Consider the following 21,253-nt stretch of genomic DNA (forward strand, 5'->3'; position numbering starts at 1 on the left):
CTCTACTTAGGATTTTAAAGAAGTGGAATGCTCCCACTTCTTTAAGTTATTTTAAAAAGAAAGCGTTTCACCATCGATAGGAATTAAAACCTTATCTTGGATTCCTTTGTCTTTTACATATTCTGCAAGCTGAGCACGTGTTACCGACATGTGGTTAATGGCATCCATGTGAACAGCAATAACTTTGGCATTTGGCACTTTCTGAGTTGCTCGGTAAGTATCTTCTTTGCCCATAATAATGGATTCATTAAAGCCATTAACCAAAGCGTTACCTGTATTTAATACAATCACATCCGGTTTAAAAGATTGAATTGCTTGATCAACTTGAGGGCGCCAAATGGTATCACCAGCCACATAAACCGTTTCATGGCCATTAGCTTCAAATACCATACCCATTGCTTCACCTAATCCAGCTTTGAGCTTAGGAATACGGTACATAGCATCAGTACCGTGTTGACCACCGATTCTAGTGAGTTTAATGCCTTCAAACATTGTTTGTGTTAATACACGAACATCTTTAAACCCCTGTGACTGGATGACTTTTTGGTCTTCTTTATTCTGTACAAACAAAGGCATATTTTTTGGAATAGTCGCTTGTGCTGCATCATCCCAATGATCTAAATGTGTATGGGTCACAATTACCGCATCTACACCTTCTAAAATAGTTTCAGGCTTGATGGGCAAATCGACTAATGGGTTACGTAAATAGCTACGATGAGTATCAGGAAAACCTTCATACAAGCCCTTTTTCGCAAACATTGGGTCAATTAAAAAAGTTGTATCAGCATAAGTTACTTTAATCGTTGCATTGCGAATTTCTTGTATATGCGTAACTTTAGAGGTATCTCGCTGAACCAGATTATCATTCGCATATAAATGGGCTGAAGCCATTGCCAGAGAAAGTGTAATAAGAGAACTACTTAAAATTTGATTCATGTTCCAGATCCAATCATTTAGTCATACTTGGATCATGATAGAAATCATCAATCAAAAAAACTGTCCTTAAGGACAATCATCGAAACTATTGGGACAACATGCTATATTCATTATTTTAGAGAGGTAGGTTTAATGGCTATACCAGTGATTGGATTGTTCGTCTATCCCAATATAAATCCATTTCACTTCTCTATTCCCCACACTATCTTCAATATCAAAATTGAAGATAAGCCCTTATTTTACATTAAAATTTTTTCTATAGATGGCCAGCCTGTAAAAACCGAACAATCCATGGTGATTATGCCTGATGGTGGGATCGAACTTATTAAAGAGTCGGATCTTATTATTATTCCTGGGTGGGATGATTTTAATCACGAGCCTGAACAAGTACTTATCGATGCCCTAAATTGGGCATATCAGACTGGAATTAGAATTGTAGGGTTATGCTATGGAACTTATGCATTGGCATATGCTGGTTTACTTGACCATAAAAAAGCAGCTACGCACTGGATGGCTGAACAAGATTTCAGTGAGCGATTTCCACAGGTTCAGCTAGATCATGATGCTTTGTATGTAGAAGACCAAAGGATCGTAACTTCTGCTGGAACAGGCGCAGCGTTAGACTGCTGTTTGTACTTGGTACGTGAAATCTATAATGCACAAATTGCGAATAAAGTCTCTAGAGTAATGGTAATTCCACCTCACCGTGAAGGTGGGCAAGCTCAGTTTATTGAACAGCCAGTAGCAGCATCGAGTCAAGATGCACAAATTAACTTATTACTTGATTTTTTAAGAACGAATTTAGCTGTACAACATAATATTGAAAGCCTAGCTGAACGGACACATATGACACGTAGGACGTTCACACGGCATTTTAAGAAAGCTACAGGTATGACCTTAGTCGATTGGCTAAATACTGAAAGAATCAGATTAAGTTGTGAACTCTTAGAAACGACAAACTTGTCTATCGAAAAGATAGCCGAGCTTTCAGGTTTTAATAATACAGTGTCATTTAGGAAAAAATTTCGTGAGAAATATGGTACCAGCCCTCAGGCATGGAGAAAAGCTTTTGGGATCAACACTAACGATCTTCAGCTCTAAGTAAAATATTTGTAATTTTAACAGTTCAGCATGGATGGCCTTTACGTTAAGGCTATTCTTTGGTTAATAACGTGATTTCAGCGGGGGTATAACCACGCTCATAAAGGATGCTGCAAATGGCTGCTCTAAGATTCTGACAGCTAGATTTTTGAATTTTTTTGAGTAAGTCCAAATCACTATAACTACTTAAGTTATATTTCATTTCGAGAACTTTTGAATTTGGTGGTGAATAAAAGGAATGTAAGAACTTACGTATTCGGGGGCGCATATAGAGCACAAAAAAATAATGGATTATTATCTTATCGAATTTTTTCACAGTAGAAAAGTGGGTGCTCTTAATTTTAATATTGTACTTTGACTCCAAGAGTTTTTATTCAAGTAGATGATTTTACTCAAAGTTAATCTTGTATTCATCCGTAGTAATTTTGATTTTTAAACACTTATATTTTCTTTTCGTCGCACTTAACGCTGAATTGTTCACTTCTGCATGAAACTTAGGATCATTCATTAGCTCATGAAATAGCTTATATCCCATCAACATTTTACTGATCTTTTTATTTTCATTCAGTGTGTTTTCAATTATTTGGTCTAGATCACTTACTGAAAAGTTATACATACCGACCTCTCCACAACGTGAATTTGACTAGTAAATGTACAAAGCAATCACCAATAAAGAACCGATATAAAATATTTTTCTTTAAAAACATATAGATTTTATAAAACCAACATCATCATTCAGGTACAAAGTCTCAAACTCGAATTAATAGTTATTTTACATTACTCGCATCAACTTGACCTGAGGGCTTTATATTCGTAAACAGCAGATGCTACCTACTTACCCTCATCAAAATTTTTAAACTCTTTGGCAAGTTGACTGAGTGTTTTGACTTGTTTTCCATAACGACGACATGAACGGCATGCCAACAAATGAATTTGCAAATCAGCCTGCTCTAGAAACAGAAGTGGTCTGTCTAATCTTTCCGATAATAATTGGGTGGCTTGGCGACACGTTAGCATGAGCAATCCTCCTTCAATAACCATTTATTTTCTAAGCATTCACGTAATCTTGTTCGACTTCTATACATAAGTACATTTAAGTTAGTAACAGTAATTCCGAGCTTTTCACAAATTTCATCTGAGCTCAGTTCAATCATTTCTCTGAGCATAAAAACTTGTGCATATTTGGCTGGTAAATGATTTAAGCAGGCATCAAAAATGATCCAGAAGTCTTGTTGTTCCAACATCTCTTCTGGACTGGGCCATGCTTGAGGGGCTTCATATTTATGCCAATGTCCGGAAGCATCAAATAATGCATCTATACTTAATTCGCTTTCCTCATCATTGAACAATTCACTCATCGTCATCAAACGAGATTTTTGCCGAATTAAATCAATAATTTTGTTTTTTAAAATCGCAAAAACCCATGTTTTAAAAGCCGCCCGACCAGTAAAAGAACCAATATGTTGGTATGCACTGGTTAATGCTTCTTGAACAGCATCTTCAGCAAGTTGAAATGAGGACAATTGTAAAATGGCAAACTTCAACATTTGTTGTCTGAGGTCGATTAAAAAGGCTGAGCTTTGCAGTTGTTGCAATATTTCCTCATCTCTATTTGCTGGCTCAGCGCTCATCCCTTTTCCTCATCATTGTTATTGGGAGCATCTAACAATTCCAATCGAGTTAATTGTATTTTGAGTTCATCGAGCTGTGTTTGGATCTGGGCATTCGAAAAATCAGGGACCGTCGCTTTTATTAAATTTTTAATGTCTTGTTCAACTAACGCTTGTTGATTGAGTTGTTCAATAACCACTGCAAATAAAACGGATAAGCTTTCTATGCAGATATGATCTTGATCATTTCGCCACACCATGATGACACTCGGCATATGCTCAATTTCAGAAATGCTCATGCTTGATAACCATTGATAGACTGGATATTGATAAACGAGCACCCAGACTTGGGTATTTAATTGCCATTTATCCTGCCAAGTCACCGTTGTTTTTGCAATTTCAACGGTATCTAAATAGAGTTCAAGCCATTCAAACTGTAAGAGCTCAGCTAACCAAGGATATTGTTGTAAACTGGGATGCTGACAGTCTGTCAGATACTCTCTAAATTGTAGGGAAATATCATTATAAAATGGTGAATCGCATTGCGCTTTTTGAAAGAATTCACTTAATAGCTTTTGCCACTGTAACTCAGGCAACATTGCTCGAGTTACTGGATAAACCAAGTTAATAAAAGAACAAACATTATTAAAAAGTAAATCTCGATAAATCTGCATTCTTTCCGCAGGAAGTGATTTGGGTAACTCAGTTTGAGGAGAACGAATCCAATCACAAAACTGTTGCTGCGTCGCTTGGAAAGATATTTGCTCTGTTTTCATGACCGCCCTCCTGCTGCATTATTTTAATTTTCGTCATTTCATCTTGTAGCACTTGCCATGATGGAATATTAAAATCCCGCTCAAGTAAGGTTGGCTTTACGCCACAGACTTGATACGTATATTGCAATAATTGCCAAACAGAATCACAGACTTCTGCGCCATGCGTATCAATCAATAGATCTTGTTCAACTTGTTCATGCCCAGCAATATGTATATAACGAATCCGCTCTTTGGGCATTGCTCGAATAAAAGCATACGCATCACTACCGTGGTTTATACTGTTTACATAGGCATTATTTACATCAAGTAATAACTCGCAGTCGGCTTGCTCAAGCACTTCAGAGACAAAGTCGGCTTCACTCATTTCAGCATTTGGCATTAAATAGGTTGAGACATTCTCAATCACCAACCTTTTTCCTAAAATATCTTGGACACGCAAAATGCGTTCAGCCACATATTTGACCGCAGCCTCAGTCATTGGAATCGGCATTAAGTCGTATAAGTAGCCACTATCATGAGTATAGCTTAAATGTTCAGAATAAATCGGGACATGATAATCTGCTAAGAAACTTTTAATCTGTTGAATAAATTCAAGATTGAGCGGATGAGGTCCTCCAATCGATAAAGACAGTCCATGACAGATTAAAGGTACTTTTTCTACGCATCGAGCTAATAGTTTTGCATGCCGACCACCAAAACCCATCCAATTTTCAGGTGCAATCTCTATAAAATCTGGAGCTTTTTCAGCACTAAGAAATTCATCTATAAAATCTCTTCTCAGCCCAAGTCCTACACCAGCTAAATCAACCATAGCGATACTCCAATTTTGGAAATGATGTCGACTATGTGATCCATAGCGACATCATCTTCTAGCTGATTGACTATTTAGCGCCACACTTGCCATCAGCAACTTTTTTCTCAGCACCACATTTCGCATCTGCTGCTTTCTTGGTTGCACCACATTTACCATCTGCTGCTTTTTTATCAGCGCCACATTTTGCTTCAGTGGTCTTTTCGTGTTTATGCATTTTATTTGCACCACACTTAGCTTCACCACATTTGCCATCAGCCGCTTTACTTGCATGTGTTTCTGTCGCATGAGTAGTTGTTGCTGCGGATACTTGAGTTACACCAACTACAGATAAAGCTAATAGTGCTGCGACTGATGTAATTGAGTTTAGTTTGTTCATTTTTCTATTCCTTTAAGATAATTTCTCGGTTTGTACTTAGGTACATATTGTTAGACGACTTAAACTGACATTTATTACAGTCCAAATTAAAAATTATGTAAGAAACACCGTTATCACCCGACTAATGACTATTCAATCGCATTGGGTGTGAATTTATCATGAACAACGTTATCTATCTTTTATCGGAAAAATACCAAAAATTTTGTAGTGTCATAAAACATGTTGATGGTATTGCTGCACTTGCACTAAGACTTTATTTAGTCCCGATATTCTGGATGGCTGGTACAAATAAATTTATCCATTTTCAAGATACAGTCGAATGGTTCGGTAATACTGATTGGGGTTTAGGTCTACCATTTCCTACACTGCTGGCAGTACTCGCAACTTCGACTGAAATTATGGGTTCAATTCTGTTAACAGTAGGTTTATTAACTCGCTTCATCAGCATTCCACTCATTATCACCATGTTAGTTGCTATCGTTACGGTACATTTACCCAATGGATGGCAAGCAATTGCTGATCCGAGTGCGCCATTTGCTAGTGCTCAGGTGATTGCTTCATCTGAAAAGTTAGAAAAGGCTCGCCAGATCTTAGACATGTATGGAAATTATGACTGGTTAACTTCAAGTGGATCATTTGTCATATTGAATAATGGTATTGAGTTTGCAGTAACTTACTTAGTCATGCTGTTAGCTTTATTGGTACTCGGTGGTGGGCGCTATCTAAGTTTTGATTACTGGGTAAAGCGTCTATTTTTTAAAGTAAAAGTGTAAATATCATTATATTTTAGAAATATAGGTATCGAATGATACCTTATTCTAATTAATTCAAAATTACTCGTTAGCACTAGTTTACACAAAAAAAATAGGGAGCCTAAACTCCCATACAGTTCATCAATAACGTTATAGATTATCACCTAACTTAGGCCCGTAAATTTAATGACCGCTTTCGAATTAATAATTTGGTTCATGTGAAAAGTCTGACCTGTAAACGCATTCATGATGTTTACTCCTAATCATTGATGCGAGCGGTTATTTGCCCAAATCATAGGGCAGTCCCATAAAATTTTACGAAGTCCTACGTTATCTAAATTCATCTAATTCACAGCCCTCACACTCCCCTGCAATCCTTTCTGAATATCCTGTACAAATCCATCATCCTGATTGAGCTTAGGTTTTGTCTTAGCTTTCGATTCAACAGGCCGTTGATCAGCTTCAGAAGAAGTCATCGCATAGAACTCCTCCACCAAATCCAACCCCTCATCTGAATCCACCTCAAATCGTGCACTGCCATAAGCCTGCCGAGCCATTTGATCTAAAGCACTTTGGTTAAATCCGCACAGCTTACTTTTCTGGTCAATTTCTTTGGCGGTATGCAAAGCCTCTTGTAAATGAATACTCTCTCTTAAAGTGAGGTCCACGTAGTAGACAGGTGTACGATAGCTTTGAGTGGTGGACTTGCCTCGAAGGGTAAGCTGTAGAGGCAAACATGACAGCAAGCCATTGGATGCAGCATGGTAATAACTGAGTCGTGCTGCCAAAGTACGGATACTATTAAAACCTGTAGTTCTAAAAATGAATGTGCCAAGTTCATCGGATTCATCTAAATTCATATAGAGTCGACCATAAGGTTTACAGAGTCCACCTTGCGCAAATGGACATAAATCAGGGGATGGGCATGCATGTTGTTCTACCCCTTGATTGGTCATTCGCTGGCAAGTTTCACCATTGCCTGAACAGATTAATCGTCCTGTTTGTCGATCAAATAGGCTGTACTCTACCCGCAGATTCAGTTCAGGATCATTGAAGATCATACGGACTGGGATTGAGCGGAGTTTTTGATTGGGTGCTTTAGCTCGAAGTTGTTCATCAAGTGGATGTTTCACCCAACTACTATCCTTATTTTGGATTTGGCTGGTAATGGTGAATTGGTCATCCTTTTCAGGGATGCGCTTGCCATTCTTTTCCACCACCTTACCGATACTGATCCGCCCAAGAATTGGCGGTGTAATGGCTAAACCTTTAATCATGGTATTTTCCTCTTCTGCTTAAATGTGGAGATATGCTTGGTTAAAAATGAAATAGGCATAAAAAATCCCATGCGCTGAGGCATGGGATTTTTGAGTAGAGCTTGAGATTCTGCTTGTGAATTGCACTTAGGCTAAATCTGTTTCAATCATCATTGCAGTAAATGTTGAAACGCCGTGTGCCCTGCTTGCTTTGTGGGTACTGGTTCAGATATTCAGGGTGCGATTTGAGTAATGCCTTGCTATCCAAGCTGATCGAATCTTTCGACTTTTTCCACGTCACTGAACCTGTTTTAAAGGTGGCACGTTCAGCCTCTTGCATCTTGGCTTGAAGTTGATGTTTAAGTAGATCAAATTGCTCTTGGTGTTTTTCAACTTGATTACGTACTAGAATCAATTGTTCAAACTGTTGATTGGCTTGCTCATCTTCAGATAAGTCTGTGGTACTGAGTGGTACATGCTCTGGATACAACAGTTGTAGTGCTTTGGCTGCCGATTCACTGGCATCGGCTTCAGGTGGGGTATCCTTTTCCACACATTCCCAGAAGTAACGTTCGACATTGATGATGTGCTGAATCACCGATTCTGAACGGGTGACTTTAAAGATACGTGTTTCATGTCCACAAATTAAGACACATATATGCGCTGCCTTTTTGCCTGTCACAGCCAATTGATGTTGTACCTGACAGAGTACATATAAAGGCACACCATCTCGCCACAACTTGGCACCATATTCCCCAGCGGTTTTGCCACATCTCCAGATGTGGCTTTTTTTATGCCTAAAATTTAATAATTAGAGGAAATTATTTATGAACTCAGTGTTAATTCAACCTAATCCAGCTAGAACAAATATTCATATCCATCGTTCTAAACTCGCTCATCCAAAACGCTTAGCAGAAACCAAACACATGACTCAAGATGAATGGCTAGAAGTCAGACGTAAGGGTATTGGAAGTAGTGATTGTGCCGCAGCCTGTGGTCTGAATCCTTATATGTCGATGCTTGAACTGTGGATGATCAAAACAGGACGAATTCAACAAAATATCAAAGATGAAAGTGAAGGCCATGCTCCTTTGTATTGGGGCAAGCAGTTGGAGCCGCTCGTTGCGGAATACTACAGCATGTACACCCAGCATAAAGTCAGACGTGTGAATGCAGTACTGCAACATCCTGATCCCGATAAGCATTTCATGTTGGCTAACTTAGACTACTCTGTTGTGGGGAGTGATGAAGTGCAAATTCTGGAATGTAAAGAGGTATTTGGATTCAAGGAGATTTTCAGGATCATATTGATCTGATGGGATCATCTTAGACCCCAAATCTGAATCTAAACTTAAACAATCAAGCGTAATGCTTGTTCAAGTCCACGTTGCTTAAGCCCTGCGCCTGCACCGAACCATGCAGAATCGAGACGGTGATCCTGACTCATGGCGCGACGCTCGTGATCGGCAAATTCTGTGATCGAGCACAATAAACCATAAGCGGTGTCTTTGGCTGAACTAAGCTCTGCTCCACGACCATGTCCATTAAACATGGTCATGACTTTAGACATGGTTCGTCTATTCGGTTCAGTCTTGTTGTCAGCTTTGGCTGTGTGGTTGGCTTGTGCAGCGACATTACGATAGAACTGAATAATGCCCTCGTCTTGTTCTACATTGCTTAGGCTAGTGTTGTTAAACACCGCATCGAAATAGGCTGCTGCTTCGGTCTGTGTGACTTTACGTTGACTGAGTTGTTTCATTTCATACATGTGTTCATCCCATGTACGCACTGAAATACCCAGTTGCTGTTTAATCTTCTCTGCATCGAACTTAGTGCTGTGCGGTACTTTAAGCACACCTGCACTACTGTTCTGTCCATTTAAAGCAATGGCTAAGGTGTTATTACACACCACGCGAATACTGGTGAATTGAGCAGTGGTCGCTAAAGTACCATCACAAGCAGTGGCTAAGAGAATGTAGCCATTGCTCACATCTTTACCTTTTAAGGCTGAGCTTTGTCCCGTTTTAGCCAATGCCCAGAATTTCTTCCCGCCTTTCAGTACCCCAGCGGTTTCCAGTTCAAAGCCCGATTGTTCGGTCAGATCACGATAAAACTCCAAGATCTGTTTAGGTTGCACTTCCTGATAACGCTGACTGACCACAGACAACGGTGCATGGGTATCCGAACGATAAAGTACCCGCTGTTCTTCATAGGGCATGATGATGCTTTGTCCACGCTCATTTTTAGCCATATAGCTGACATCTGAAGATTCAATCTGCCAATCCATACCTGCCTGTTGTGCCCAGACTTCAATCGGTTGATTTTGAGTGAGTTGATTACCTAAGCCATGCCAAGGGGTTTGACCGACATAAGCCATTTGTTCAATTTGATGTGCCATAGTTCTTTTTCCTATTCAATGTAAATTTGGGGTTTTGTAAGTTTTAACGTTTGTAGGGTTGTTTGTGCTGCTTTTATACGACTAAGCTCGAACTGCAAAGTGATGACCACATTCCAGACACTCATACAGAATTTGGGCTTGTGCGGTTTCTTTCAGCATGGGATTGGGTTGCTGTTCTTGTACATAATTGAGAAAACATGCAGCACATCCGACTGCCCCACCTATCACAGCACCGACCACATAGACCATCGGACCTTGCCCTTTGATCAATCGTGCACCTGAAATACCCATTGCGGCATAGTTCACGATATATTGCATCAGGCTCTGCATCGGCGGTTTAAGCAGGGTTTGACCCAATGAAGGATTGGGATTGGATAGATGCGGTTCAGCGATTTCAATCTCATCGCTGGCACACATCGGACAATAAATTCGAGACATAGAGATAACTCCATAAAATTTCAGGCATAAAAAAACCATGCCCTTAAAGGGCATGGTTTTTGATGAGCTTATCTTTAATTCAGTACTTAGAAACTGAGATACACTTCAAGCTTCAGCATTAATTGAACTGATAACTTACACTACCTTTGGTGGTTTCTATATCCACTTGTACGACGTTAGAGAAACTACATTTATCCAGTCGCAATCGAGCTATTTGCCCCATCTGAAAATGTAGTGGGAAATTAAATCTTTTATCAGATCCCATATAGGTACATTGTCCGTTGTTCACCGTGACATTGGTCACTTCTATCGGTTCTGCTGTATTTGAACGGATCGTAATCACTGCAGGACGGTTCCATGTCCCATAAACCATTTCATTCAATTCGACCGAAAAAGTATCTGGTTCCAGCCCTGAACTGCATCCTTGTAAAGCCAATGCAGATAACGAGAGTAATGTGGTAAAGCCCAAAGTTTTCATCAAGTTGTTCATTTTGGATTGCTCCTAAATATTGTATTCAGATGTAGAAATATGAATGCTTTCCCTCAATTAGCATTGAGAAGAGGAAGCCCTTACATCTGGGTAATATGTATTTGAAATTTCTTTATTTTTAAGAGGTACTCAACAGCAGGTTTGGTCACTTTCACCCATCTCCCAGATAATCGAATTTTTCAGGTTCTACAGGGACGACTTTCTTGGGATATTTCTGCAAGAGGGTTTCTGGGGAAAGATAGTTCTCAAGACCAAATTTGAAATTCCATACTGGCGCATGTGAGACATCTTTAAATGGCATGGTTTTCAGTTGTTCTATTGCGTTATCAACAAAGTGCCATTCCAGTTCAACTGCTGATCTTTGCTTAAAGCTTAGTGGTTTGAATACAGGCGAAACATACATCACCTCTATAATATTGTTGCGACGCCGATCTAGATTGCCCGGTTTGTTAAAATAGAAAAAGATGCCATTTAGACTCAGCTGATTATTTTTGAAATCGAATACATACCCTAATTTGAGTTGCCCAAAATATTCGGCGATTTGTTTGGCTAATTCAGGTTGAACTTTTATCAGTACTTCTGATTCCAGAAAAACTCTAGACCCAATATCTTGTCCATATCGAACCGTCATCTGTTCATGATCTGCATCGTAGGTATAGGACGCATAAGAGGAGTTCAACCTAATATCTCGAACACTTCGATTTAAGGCTTGTTCCAGTAATGTCAGATCATAGTCCTTAACCTTGCTTTCCGCATTTTGCCTTTCCCGTTGCACTCGTGCTTCATAGTCCTGTGTTTTTTCAAATTCTTGCTTCGGCTCAATATGAGGGGCTTTCGTATAGCGGATATGATTGATCGCCAAATTATTGCTATATTTGAAATATTCATCGTTGGTCAAATCAATCAACAGATAATTTTCTTGAGGATCATGATTTTGATTACCGATCACGAAAATTTGATCTGGATCTAGATTGAGCTGAGGGTGTATCAGATCATAGTTTCCATAAAAGGTAGAGTCTCCAATCCGTTCTATTTCCCAACTGGTGGGATATCGAATTTTTTGATGTTCTGGGATATCCGAAAGTTCTAATTCTTGCAGACTTTGATCAGGGCTGATCTGCGCCTTCGGCACAATCACGGTTGGTTTCTCAGTGATATTCTGCAAAGCTTTACCGCTTTCTGTTGCTTGAGCTTCTACAGCAGGATCACCACTTTCAGGCTGATCTTTACTGGAACAGGCATTCAGTCCCACCAATAAAATACATAAAGACAGACACTTTAATTTAGTTGTCATCGTGCATCATTCTCTTTCATTGTCCATAAGCACTTCTCAGCAATCACAAAACTGGACTTATGGTGGTTTGATGTTCTTCTTGGAGTTCTGCCTTTTCTTCTGACGTGACTGTTCCGTAGAAAGGAATCTATCTATAGATCAGTGATAAAATGATTCAGATGTGCAGGCCAATAAAGGAACAAGCGCCTTCATTGAGCGTTCCCCAATTGCTAAATTTTTTTAAAATGCAGTTTTATCTGACAACGACAACGCCATAGAGAGTACTGGGGTAAAAAAGAGAATGAGCATTTAAAAATGTAGTACGCATGGCGGACTCCTTGTGTGTATTAAAGAGCTCTACCAAATTACTGCTAAATAATGGTGGCAGAACGAGAGAGGGTTAGCAGACTGACACACAAGAATCAGCACGCACAAGGCGTCCCTCCCTCGCCCTACCGCAACGGAGGAGGAACGAACGAGTTCGCCACCAAAAAATGACTCTTTTGATGTGCTTGTGTGTATATGGTCTGCTAAAACCAACTGACAATGTAGGTCAGCAAACCAAGGATAATTGGCAGGATTTAAACTGTCAACGTTGTATTTTTACTAAAACAATCAATTGAGTGTTTTCGCTATACTTCTGATTCAGAATGACTATTGAATAATCAACATCATCTAAACTTCAACTGAAGCTATAATTTCATGCTGAATTGAACAACACACTTAATTATAATGGTGCTTAGCGTTATGAAAGGAATCTCTGCATGCAGCGATTGAAGTGTATTGGAGGTCCACTGTATGGGCTCGAATATTCGCATTCGCAGGATGAGTTTAAGTTCTTTGATAAACAAACGGGCAAAGAAACCCTTTATTTCAAACAAGTCTTAGACTTTGCCCCACCTCAAGCTTTCTTCATCGCAGAATCGATTTCTCCTGATTTTGCTTATGCACTGGCATTACAACTGATGGGGCAACAATCTCATTCATAGCTTTGTATTTTATTTCAATTTGTGATCATTCTACGTTGACTGATCTTTTGACCAATCCATGCATTGACCTCATGTGCAATCCAACCGACTCGATTGCTGGTTAAATTGATCTGCTGAGGAAAACTGGCATCGTAATACTTGGATTTAGGATCTAGCAGTGAATAAATGGTGGCACGACTCAACCCTGTGATTTCAACCAATTGCTTGATGTTTAGGATTTGGTTGATCTGAAATGTTTGTGAATTTAGCGCATTCATCTGATGGACTCCGATGTGGTATGAAGGCGTGCGTTCTGCACATATCATGTCCATCACCGTAAAAAAATATGTACTCCTCGAAAGCCCACCGTATCCATTGAATTGGATACAGAGGTCAGTCATTTCGATTTACTTTAATGGGATTAGAATCACCATTTCTTACCATTAAAGATTTTAAATCCACGTGTTGCGATGCAAATCTTATTCATCTGCTCACCTACACTCGATGCCGTATTTGGCAAGTCACCAAGATCATCCAATGGGTTTTTAGGCTCAGGAAAGTTAAAAAGCCCATCTGGGTCAAATCCGAATGGATTGCCATTTGAGTGCTGTGTTTCTTCATCTGGAATTTGCAATAAAATCCCCATACCATGAGTGGTATCCTGCCACAGCCTTAATAGATCAACTGAATAGTCAATATCATTGGAATAAAAGACTTTTTGAAAGGTAAGGTAAAATCTAATCACGTAACAGTTTCGAGTACTATCGCGAATTAAGTGGTAATAGCTAAATATGACTTGTGCACGGAACCAAGGTAAGGATGTTAGCTTCTTTTCAAATGCCCGAAATGATTGAATCACTTGATCGACTGATTGCAACAGTTCAGTACCCACTGGATAACTCAGATAGAACTTTAAATCAGGCGCATCTACACTCAATTTGCTGACTTCTGAATAAAGCTCACGCAAATGATCAACTCTCTTCTCGTATTGCTCATTACTTTGATGTAAAGCCTCATGAAAACCCGTAGTTGCAAATAACTGTTTCAGTTTATTTAATACATGCTCCGCCAGCCATTTTGCAGTATGTTTGGCAGTTGGATTAAAATAATGCTGACGTGAGTCGATTTGCTGCAACACAGTAAAATAGGCGTTTCTGAATTGTGTCACCCAAAAACTGCAATCTGAATCTCGATGATGAAACATCAGCTCATTCCACTCTCGAAAGTACTCTAGTAATACTTGAGCCGTTTGTTCAATGATTTTCTGAATATGTTCATCATGAATCATGGGCGGGATGGGTGAACCAAATCGCACTTGAGTAAAGAAGTTGTGTATATCTTGCTCTAAACGTGGTGCAGTCTGATGTTCAATTTGTGTAATGTCCATGGAGAGTCCTATGAAGTGAAATTTTTCATAGAACTGCCCACTCCATATTTTTTTACAGTTAAATGACGATTGGCTCATCCAGTAAGTCAACTAGATCTTGTTCAGACCAAATTCCTGCTTCTGCTGATATTGGATGATTGTTTTTATACTTACGCCCATGCTCGTGGTAAATTCCTTTAAAGAAAGTTCTTTTACCCAATGGCTTAATCAACATCCTCTGCATCAACTTTTCAGGCTGAGTGAGATAACGGGCTACATTCAAAGCATTCTGCATTTCTACAGGCTGATTGCGATGGATCATGCCTATCCCCAATAAACCTCGATCAGCGTATTTTTTTTTCTTTTCAGGGGTATTGTTATTGAGTCCGTAACCTAAACCCTGAGTTATCTCCTGCCACTTTTGAATTACCTCATTCGCTAAGTACCAGTCCTGACAACGCTCAGAACCGTTGTAGATCAGCATCAGATGCGCATGGTAGCCTTTTGTTGTACCCTGCTCTAATGCTAACCCATAGCCCAATAAATGCTTAAAACAGCCATTCTTGTCTTTAAGTAGATAACGAATTGATTCAATATGGCTATAGAAATCCTGCACCGTAATATTTGACATAGACGCTTTTAAATATCCCAAATCCACACGCACAACCAAAACCTTATAATGATCGTTTAGAATCCTCTGCACATATTCTAAAAAGCGGTCTTGATTCTCTTCCTCTTGCTGTTTAAACAACCGAACCTCAGCCAAGTGCTGTGACCTATGACTTCGTAACTGAATCTGTAAGTTGGATATCTCTATAGGTGATAACTGTATCAAATATTCTTCAATCCCTAAATCACCTCGATAAGCTTCAACTAATTGCACCACGTCTTTAAACGCCCCAACCAAAGTACAGTATTCAACATCCTCTTGGTCAAAAACCTTAAATGCAGGAATCAATACACAAAGATGAACAATGAAGTCTGTCTGGTTAAAACCATCATTCAATTGGTAATCAACAAAGTTATTCACTGCGGTCATTACAGCTGCTTGATGAGAGAGATCGTATTGCAACATGTCAATACTCCTTAGTTATGTTTGATGCATAACTAAGGGATTCAAGTTATTTATTATATATGTGATCTACATTGTAGATATCTATGATCTGTATGAATGAATAGATGTATAATTAGTTAATTAATAATATTATTTACCGACTTAGTATGCAGACCAAGGGTAACAAAACTGACCTGTATATAAGATAGTGTACTTTTCGCTCTCACTGCATTCATGCATTTTTACTCAAATATCCATTTACGAGAGTTAAGGCAGAAATTAGCTTTTATTGTTATTTTTAGGATTGAACAGCCCATACCGCTTCTGATCCTCTAAGCTTAAATTCAACTCTTTGCAGTTAAGCGCATACTCTACAGGATCAACTGATATTTGCTCAAACTCAAGCATATGAAAAGCATCTTGTTCCTTTTCCTGCTTTATCTCTTCAGCATCATAACGACAAAAATAAACTCGGTCACAGAGGTCCGAATTTTGTAATGGTAATACTGCATGATCAAAGTAAACTTTTGAATTCTCCAACTTGCGCACCTCTTTAATGAAAGGCATCATTTCACTACGGAATAGTGCTTGGCAAATGGCAAATAAGGTTTTTGCTCTTGATTCTTCAATGAGCTGCTTTTTCAAAGACATTTGGGTATCCTCGCTATTTCCTTTGTTAGATTTAAAATTTGTATTAACTTCAGGTAATTTAATTTTAGTTAAATACTGATTAAACCGTCCTATCAAAGACATTGGCATTGACGAGCTTAGCCATATTTCTGCCTGGCCTAAATTGGAAATCATTAACTGAATAGAATAATTGAGTAAAAAATCAATTCGAGCAATATTCGCTTGATCCGTATTCAATAATGATTTCCCCATACGAAAACTGGGTATCATAAGTTGTATATACTGACCAAAATTCTTTTCAAATTGGGTCACAAAATTAAATTCTTCTCGAATCTCATGGCTCAGTTTGCTTTGAATAATTTGATAATTAACTTCCTCAGATACTTTGGCAAGTTCATTCACAATATTATTGCAAGAAGGTGATGCTTTGTTTGCTTGATCAAGTGCAGCCAGATACTGAATGAAATTAAATGCTTGTTCTACGACAGATGTATATTCATTAGGGAATTTCAAAAAGTAATAATGCCCAAATATCCGCTTTTCACCCCAAATGGCAGCTGAAAGATTTAAGCAATACACAGGAGCAACTGAATTAAGTAAATTATTGTTCAATGTTCCATCTAGTTTGGAGCGAAGAATTCCCATATCAAATAAATCAGCAATTGCTCGCTGCAATGCATTACGGCTCATTCCAGTCCATTTAGATAATTCATACGTTCCGACATCAAAAATGATTCCATTAGTGTCACTAGACAGCACCATGTTCACTAAAACAAGCCACTGCTTATAATTGAGTTCCAACAACTCGTCAGCATTTTTTTGTTTATGGCTAATTTTGACATCAAACATTAAGCAAAATAAAATTTCCAAAAAATCATATCGTGGATAACTAGCGACAAGCTCAGAAGCAGTTTTTTTAAACCTCATTTTTTTTATACTTTGTTTAGCCGATTTATTCTCTTTTAACTCTACCGCAGGTTGATCACCCTCTTTTGCTTTATCTAAAGCAATACTCAACTGATCAGATGGTTTCCAGCTCCATCGATAACCTACTTGTCTCGGTAGTAGTACTTTATTCAACTTTATAACTTTTTCTTCTGCCCACTCACATAATCCTTTTTCAACCAATACATCTAATGATTTTTTCAATGTTAACCAATTGACCTTTACTCCATCAGCTAGAGCTTTTAAGTCAACTATTGAAATTTTCCGACCACCATAACAGACCAATAATCTTAGAAAAATAATTCGATCAATCGGCGATAAAGTAATTTCCATATGCCTTAGCATAAATATAGATATTGCCCTTAGTTCCCCTTGTCTATTTAGCAATTTTTCGGGATTTTTCATAAAAACAACTATTAGTGATTAATAACCATTACTTTAATTTAATATATAATGTTTATTAACATAAATAATTAGATATCGATTTAACCATCAATTTAATGATTTAAGATCGCCTTATCAGATACAACAATTGGAGCTAAAAAATGGGACGCCCTCAAATTTATTTAAAAGATTGGTGTTTAGAAGATGGTCTGCTTAAAGCAGAATTTATAAAAAAGGAATCGGAAAATCCAAGAGGTCTTGTCATAAAAACTCACCAAGGTTACTCACCAAATTTCAATATGTATCCTCATTTTCTGTCAGGCAATTTTGGTCTTGGAATATTGAGTAATGGCATACAAATTGAAGTCACTCAGAGCTGTTATGAAAAACTAAAAGCCAAATTCCGCACTTTCAAGAAAAATGACAAAGACAAAAACAAAGTTAAAAAGCAATATTACCTAGACCATAAAACTGCGAATTTTTTATCTAAATTTAAAGAAGAAAATCACTTTGATCGTGAGGAGATTGTTATTGAATATCTAGTCCGAAAAAATCAAAGCCAAGAACTACAATTTGAACACCTTAAAAAAATAGACCAATCAACTATCCGTGTTCAAAACTTAAAAAATGAATTGGCAAATTATAAAAGCTTATGTGCACAAGCCGAACACGATAAACTAAATTTACAAGCTCGCATTAATGAATTAGATGACCTCCTAGCCAGAGCATATGCTTTAAATGATTTCTTTAAAGAGACGCTACAAGAACACAAAATTGATTTCCACCATCCTATAATTAATGATGAAACTGCTAGAAAGTATAAATTTGAAATCAGAAATAATTTACGAACATACTTAGAATAAGTGTGTTAATTCAAATTTAACCCTACAGGCACATTAAAAATGAGTAACTGTCAGCTCAAGTTTGAGCTAGTACAAATGAAATCTACAAAAAATCTGATCTCACTAATGTCTATTTTTTATTGTATCTATCAGTCTATTTTAAGCTATTCTTATTTGAAACCCATTAGATTTACCACAATCTTTATCCAATGACGTCTATTCCGATATATTCCAATCCAAAATTTTATGTGGGGCAAAAGTATAGGTAAGAAAAAAGCCCTTGCAAATACAAGGGCTTTTTTCAAAATTTGGCGGAAGCGGTGCTAGTCAAATAAAAGACCTAACCATTTGGTTTAGAACGAAATATATATTCATATTTAATTTTTTACTGCAATTAAGTTCTTTCGAACGACCATACATTTATCAATTTTCTTGCTTTAACAGCACAGTTATTAAGGTTATCTTATACTCTTGTTCGTGGCAAACTATCACAGAACTTAATGACCTTTTGTACAATCTCCGAAATGATACGATCAGATCAATGACTTCAATCTAAAACTTGTGTTGAGAGGGCTATCTATTATGCTCACATTAGTCTCCCTAATACTATCCCTGCAATAACAGCAAAAACGGCAATAATAAACATCATAACGAAACCTCTTTTGTTGGTTTCGTCATCCTTCCGTTTATTACCTACTTGTTGTTTGAGTTCATGATTCAGTTCAACCAAGCTCTTATTTTCGTTGATTAATGTCTGTATATCTGTTCGATCAGCCAGTTGCTTTAAATTGGCAGACAAGGCAATCACATCTTCGCTTTTTACCTTAAGGTCATTCTCTAGCTTAAAAATTTTAATTTTCTGTTGCTCTAAGATGTCATTTCTAGAAAATAACTCATCAAACTGCCCTTTCAAATGTATTCCTGCATCTGATGGAGTGATTGCAGAATGATCCGCTAAGTAATCTAAAAGCGTTACATCGGAATTATGGCCCAAGCCTACAATTCGATATCCATTCAAATTAGAAAAGGCCTTTAATACTTTTTCATCATTAAAGATATCAAATGCTTCACTACTTCCCCCTCCTCGAATAATCACAACAATATCATAAGCAGTACAAGAGTTTATTACTTGTGATAAGGCATCAACATTGCTTAAGCTGACGGGCTTCTCATCAAAATTGAACTCATCACGATATTCACTGAGATAGTTGTAAAAGTCTTTTTGTACATCAACTTTACTTGCTGAGGAGTAAATCACAGCGACTGAAAGATCAAATTGATTGGGAAAAATATAGCTCTTAGGTCTATGTTTTTTTAAAACAACTAATGTTGACAGCTTCGACTGGAATGCTTGTATTGCACTATCTTCTTCAATAGTCCGTATAGCGTACCCTTTTAATCTTTTAGTGCATTGCTCTCTAAAAAAATTAAATGTTGGCACTCCTTGTATTTCAACATAACTACCATTTTTGAAACTAGATAGCAGGTGTTTTGAAATCTCAACCTCGATAGCTCCAGTTGCATCTTGAATGATCAGATCATAAACAGATGTCCATTTTGAATTTTCAACTGCTTGCTCAACATTTTTTAATATACCACGTACACAAAACAATTGTCGTTCTTGTTTCCGCTGGGCAATACAGGCATTTAAGGTATCATTTAAAAAGTTATGTAAGTCACTGATCATAAAAGTGGGTAAAAAATTCTGGTTCATAACACATCTTAAAATTTATATACATCTGTCAACTTAAAGCTTTATCTCGGGATAAAGCACTTAGGCTATTTACCATCCCAGTACCAATACACTTCACCCCAATCCGTTTCTGAAAGGATCGGCAAGATTGCACCTTGCGTAAAATACAGTCGTGTATCGGGTTTAGCTGGAGTAATCCAATGACCTGTTTTAATACAAGCTTCGCCACCTTTTACTTTTATACGTTCCAGCTGTTCCTCATTTGGAACCACATTTGATTGTGTACGCGCAAAATCCACTAAGTCTTTTGGATAGAACTCGTGCTCACGGTAAAAAGCATCATCTATACCTAATAACCATGTCACCGCTGCTGCTTCCCATGACCAATAACCATAGTAGCTAACGCCCGACCTCAAATCAGTTTGTGGATGTTGATCATGATAAGGCTCTCGACGACTCGCCTCATACCAACTTTCTAAATATTGCAACATTAAAGCGGAACGTTGCTCAGGTGCAGCATTAAATACCTTAATTAACTTCCGATAAGGTAAATGCCGTCTAGCTTCATCTGGTGGTGTACCTCGATCTGCTACAAACGGAGCAACCAGACGCTCGATTAAACCATCTTTCTCTTGGCCTTCAGGTGTGGCTTCAACATAATCAATAATCGGCATAATCCGATACATTTGGTCAGCATAACCCGTCAATAAACCGAAACAAATCAGACGTAAAGCCACATACCAATAGTCTTCTGTACCTAAACTAATATGCCAGACATAACGCCCACCAGCATCGGGACTTAAATTATATAAATGACTGGTTTCAGCATATTCTTCCATCCAATGCAGTAAGTAAGGATAAAGCTCTTTAATGAAACCAACATCCCCACCCGCAGAGTACTGTAAAGACATCAAATCTAAAGCATCAATTATCCGTCTTCGTCCCGAAGCAATATAACCACCAAACTTCTTTTCATTTTTATAATCACTAAAGCCATCAGTAACTGAATATAACCCATTTACAAGCTCATCAAAGTTTTCATGATAGTCCTGTTTTAATAAATGATTATCTCTAAAATCACTCTCGTCAGTAACTTCTAACTCTAACCATTTTTGCCAATCTATTTCTTGATCATTGACTATTATTGACAT

22 protein-coding genes and 3 pseudogenes are annotated in these 21,253 nt (G+C 38.0%); 5 read left to right on the top strand and 20 right to left on the bottom strand.

Annotated features, from left to right (window positions below; genetic code table 11):
* Positions 1 to 51: 51 nt before the first annotated feature.
* Complete coding sequence (locus EXE10_RS11565) at positions 52 to 936, bottom strand: MBL fold metallo-hydrolase (protein WP_130113469.1); 885 nt, start codon at positions 934 to 936, stop codon at positions 52 to 54.
* Between the two features lie 132 nt (positions 937 to 1,068).
* Here EXE10_RS11565 and EXE10_RS11570 point away from each other — a divergent pair, with 132 nt between their 5' ends.
* Positions 1,069 to 2,037, top strand: coding sequence for a GlxA family transcriptional regulator (locus EXE10_RS11570; RefSeq protein ID WP_130113470.1), 969 nt, complete (start codon positions 1,069 to 1,071; stop codon positions 2,035 to 2,037).
* A gap of 388 nt (positions 2,038 to 2,425) precedes the next feature.
* Here the strand turns inward: EXE10_RS11570 and EXE10_RS11575 are convergent, their stop codons facing one another.
* The 6 genes from EXE10_RS11575 to EXE10_RS11600 form a co-directional block, all read right to left on the bottom strand.
* Positions 2,426 to 2,653, bottom strand: coding sequence for a hypothetical protein (locus EXE10_RS11575; protein ID WP_130113471.1), 228 nt, complete (start codon positions 2,651 to 2,653; stop codon positions 2,426 to 2,428).
* Between the two features lie 215 nt (positions 2,654 to 2,868).
* Complete coding sequence (locus EXE10_RS11580) at positions 2,869 to 3,054, bottom strand: zf-HC2 domain-containing protein (RefSeq protein ID WP_213073851.1); 186 nt, start codon at positions 3,052 to 3,054, stop codon at positions 2,869 to 2,871.
* A complete protein-coding gene (locus EXE10_RS11585) occupies positions 3,048 to 3,668 on the bottom strand; it encodes an RNA polymerase factor sigma-70 (RefSeq protein WP_130113473.1) in 621 nt (206 codons plus the stop codon). Before EXE10_RS11585 ends, EXE10_RS11580 begins: the two co-directional genes overlap by 7 nt.
* Positions 3,665 to 4,423, bottom strand: coding sequence for a DNA-binding domain-containing protein (locus tag EXE10_RS11590; RefSeq protein WP_130113474.1), 759 nt, complete (start codon positions 4,421 to 4,423; stop codon positions 3,665 to 3,667). The genes EXE10_RS11585 and EXE10_RS11590 overlap by 4 nt, the downstream gene beginning before the upstream one ends.
* Positions 4,374 to 5,234: a DUF692 domain-containing protein gene (locus EXE10_RS11595; protein WP_130113475.1), complete on the bottom strand. Its 861-nt coding sequence runs from the start codon at positions 5,232 to 5,234 to the stop codon at positions 4,374 to 4,376. The genes EXE10_RS11590 and EXE10_RS11595 overlap by 50 nt, the downstream gene beginning before the upstream one ends.
* Positions 5,235 to 5,304: 70 nt before the next feature.
* On the bottom strand, positions 5,305 to 5,613 hold the full coding sequence (locus tag EXE10_RS11600) for a hypothetical protein (RefSeq protein ID WP_130113476.1): 309 nt from the start codon (positions 5,611 to 5,613) through the stop codon (positions 5,305 to 5,307).
* A gap of 158 nt (positions 5,614 to 5,771) precedes the next feature.
* On the opposite strand from EXE10_RS11600, the gene EXE10_RS11605 reads away from it, so the two are divergent.
* Entirely contained in the window at positions 5,772 to 6,386 is a 615-nt protein-coding gene (locus tag EXE10_RS11605; protein WP_130113477.1) for a DoxX family protein, read from the top strand.
* Between the two features lie 146 nt (positions 6,387 to 6,532).
* On the opposite strand, the pseudogene EXE10_RS21905 reads toward EXE10_RS11605, so the two are convergent.
* From EXE10_RS21905 to EXE10_RS11620, 3 genes and pseudogenes are all read right to left on the bottom strand, one after another.
* Positions 6,533 to 6,613, bottom strand: a pseudogene (locus tag EXE10_RS21905) (AlpA family transcriptional regulator); the annotation flags it as partial.
* Positions 6,614 to 6,709: 96 nt separating this feature from the next.
* Positions 6,710 to 7,642: a hydrolase or metal-binding protein gene (locus EXE10_RS11615; protein WP_130113478.1), complete on the bottom strand. Its 933-nt coding sequence runs from the start codon at positions 7,640 to 7,642 to the stop codon at positions 6,710 to 6,712.
* Between the two features lie 142 nt (positions 7,643 to 7,784).
* Positions 7,785 to 8,387 (bottom strand): annotated as a pseudogene (locus EXE10_RS11620) (YqaJ viral recombinase family protein); the annotation flags it as partial.
* A gap of 61 nt (positions 8,388 to 8,448) precedes the next feature.
* Between EXE10_RS11620 and EXE10_RS11625 the strand changes: the two are divergent.
* A pseudogene (locus EXE10_RS11625) lies at positions 8,449 to 8,892 on the top strand (lambda-exonuclease family protein); the annotation flags it as partial.
* A gap of 80 nt (positions 8,893 to 8,972) precedes the next feature.
* On the opposite strand, the gene EXE10_RS11630 reads toward EXE10_RS11625, so the two are convergent.
* The 4 genes from EXE10_RS11630 to EXE10_RS11645 form a co-directional block, all read right to left on the bottom strand.
* Positions 8,973 to 10,019 (bottom strand): DUF932 domain-containing protein, encoded by a 1,047-nt coding sequence (locus EXE10_RS11630; protein ID WP_130113479.1) that lies wholly within the window; start codon positions 10,017 to 10,019, stop codon positions 8,973 to 8,975.
* A gap of 81 nt (positions 10,020 to 10,100) precedes the next feature.
* A complete protein-coding gene (locus EXE10_RS11635) occupies positions 10,101 to 10,457 on the bottom strand; it encodes a hypothetical protein (protein WP_130113480.1) in 357 nt (118 codons plus the stop codon).
* Positions 10,458 to 10,575: 118 nt separating this feature from the next.
* Positions 10,576 to 10,947, bottom strand: a complete 372-nt coding sequence (locus EXE10_RS11640; protein ID WP_130113481.1) for a hypothetical protein — start codon at positions 10,945 to 10,947, stop codon at positions 10,576 to 10,578.
* Between the two features lie 151 nt (positions 10,948 to 11,098).
* Entirely contained in the window at positions 11,099 to 12,241 is a 1,143-nt protein-coding gene (locus tag EXE10_RS11645) for a hypothetical protein (RefSeq protein ID WP_130113482.1), read from the bottom strand.
* Between the two features lie 743 nt (positions 12,242 to 12,984).
* On the opposite strand from EXE10_RS11645, the gene EXE10_RS11650 reads away from it, so the two are divergent.
* Positions 12,985 to 13,209 carry a hypothetical protein gene (locus tag EXE10_RS11650; protein ID WP_130113483.1) on the top strand — a complete coding sequence of 75 codons (225 nt, stop codon included), beginning with the start codon at positions 12,985 to 12,987 and terminating at the stop codon, positions 13,207 to 13,209.
* A 14-nt stretch (positions 13,210 to 13,223) separates the two neighbouring features.
* Here EXE10_RS11650 and EXE10_RS11655 read toward each other — a convergent pair whose 3' ends face one another.
* The 4 genes from EXE10_RS11655 to EXE10_RS11670 form a co-directional block, all read right to left on the bottom strand.
* Positions 13,224 to 13,466, bottom strand: coding sequence for a helix-turn-helix transcriptional regulator (locus tag EXE10_RS11655; RefSeq protein WP_130113484.1), 243 nt, complete (start codon positions 13,464 to 13,466; stop codon positions 13,224 to 13,226).
* 149 nt (positions 13,467 to 13,615) lie between these two features.
* Entirely contained in the window at positions 13,616 to 14,575 is a 960-nt protein-coding gene (locus tag EXE10_RS11660; RefSeq protein ID WP_130113485.1) for a hypothetical protein, read from the bottom strand.
* Positions 14,576 to 14,633: 58 nt separating this feature from the next.
* Positions 14,634 to 15,629, bottom strand: a complete 996-nt coding sequence (locus EXE10_RS11665; protein WP_228256821.1) for a YagK/YfjJ domain-containing protein — start codon at positions 15,627 to 15,629, stop codon at positions 14,634 to 14,636.
* A 258-nt stretch (positions 15,630 to 15,887) separates the two neighbouring features.
* The gene (locus EXE10_RS11670; RefSeq protein WP_130113486.1) at positions 15,888 to 17,588 is read right to left on the bottom strand and encodes a hypothetical protein; all 1,701 of its coding nucleotides are present in this window, start codon (positions 17,586 to 17,588) and stop codon (positions 15,888 to 15,890) included.
* Positions 17,589 to 17,728: 140 nt separating this feature from the next.
* On the opposite strand from EXE10_RS11670, the gene EXE10_RS11675 reads away from it, so the two are divergent.
* Positions 17,729 to 18,430 (top strand): hypothetical protein, encoded by a 702-nt coding sequence (locus EXE10_RS11675; RefSeq protein WP_130113487.1) that lies wholly within the window; start codon positions 17,729 to 17,731, stop codon positions 18,428 to 18,430.
* A gap of 565 nt (positions 18,431 to 18,995) precedes the next feature.
* On the opposite strand, the gene EXE10_RS11680 is transcribed toward EXE10_RS11675, so the two are convergent.
* Positions 18,996 to 20,123 carry an exodeoxyribonuclease VII large subunit gene (locus EXE10_RS11680; protein WP_130113488.1) on the bottom strand — a complete coding sequence of 376 codons (1,128 nt, stop codon included), beginning with the start codon at positions 20,121 to 20,123 and terminating at the stop codon, positions 18,996 to 18,998.
* A gap of 65 nt (positions 20,124 to 20,188) precedes the next feature.
* Positions 20,189 to 21,253: a PoNe immunity protein domain-containing protein gene (locus tag EXE10_RS11685; protein WP_130113489.1), complete on the bottom strand. Its 1,065-nt coding sequence runs from the start codon at positions 21,251 to 21,253 to the stop codon at positions 20,189 to 20,191.

The sequence above is a fragment of the Acinetobacter sp. WCHAc060033 genome (assembly GCF_004209125.1).
GTDB lineage: Bacteria > Pseudomonadota > Gammaproteobacteria > Pseudomonadales > Moraxellaceae > Acinetobacter > Acinetobacter wuhouensis.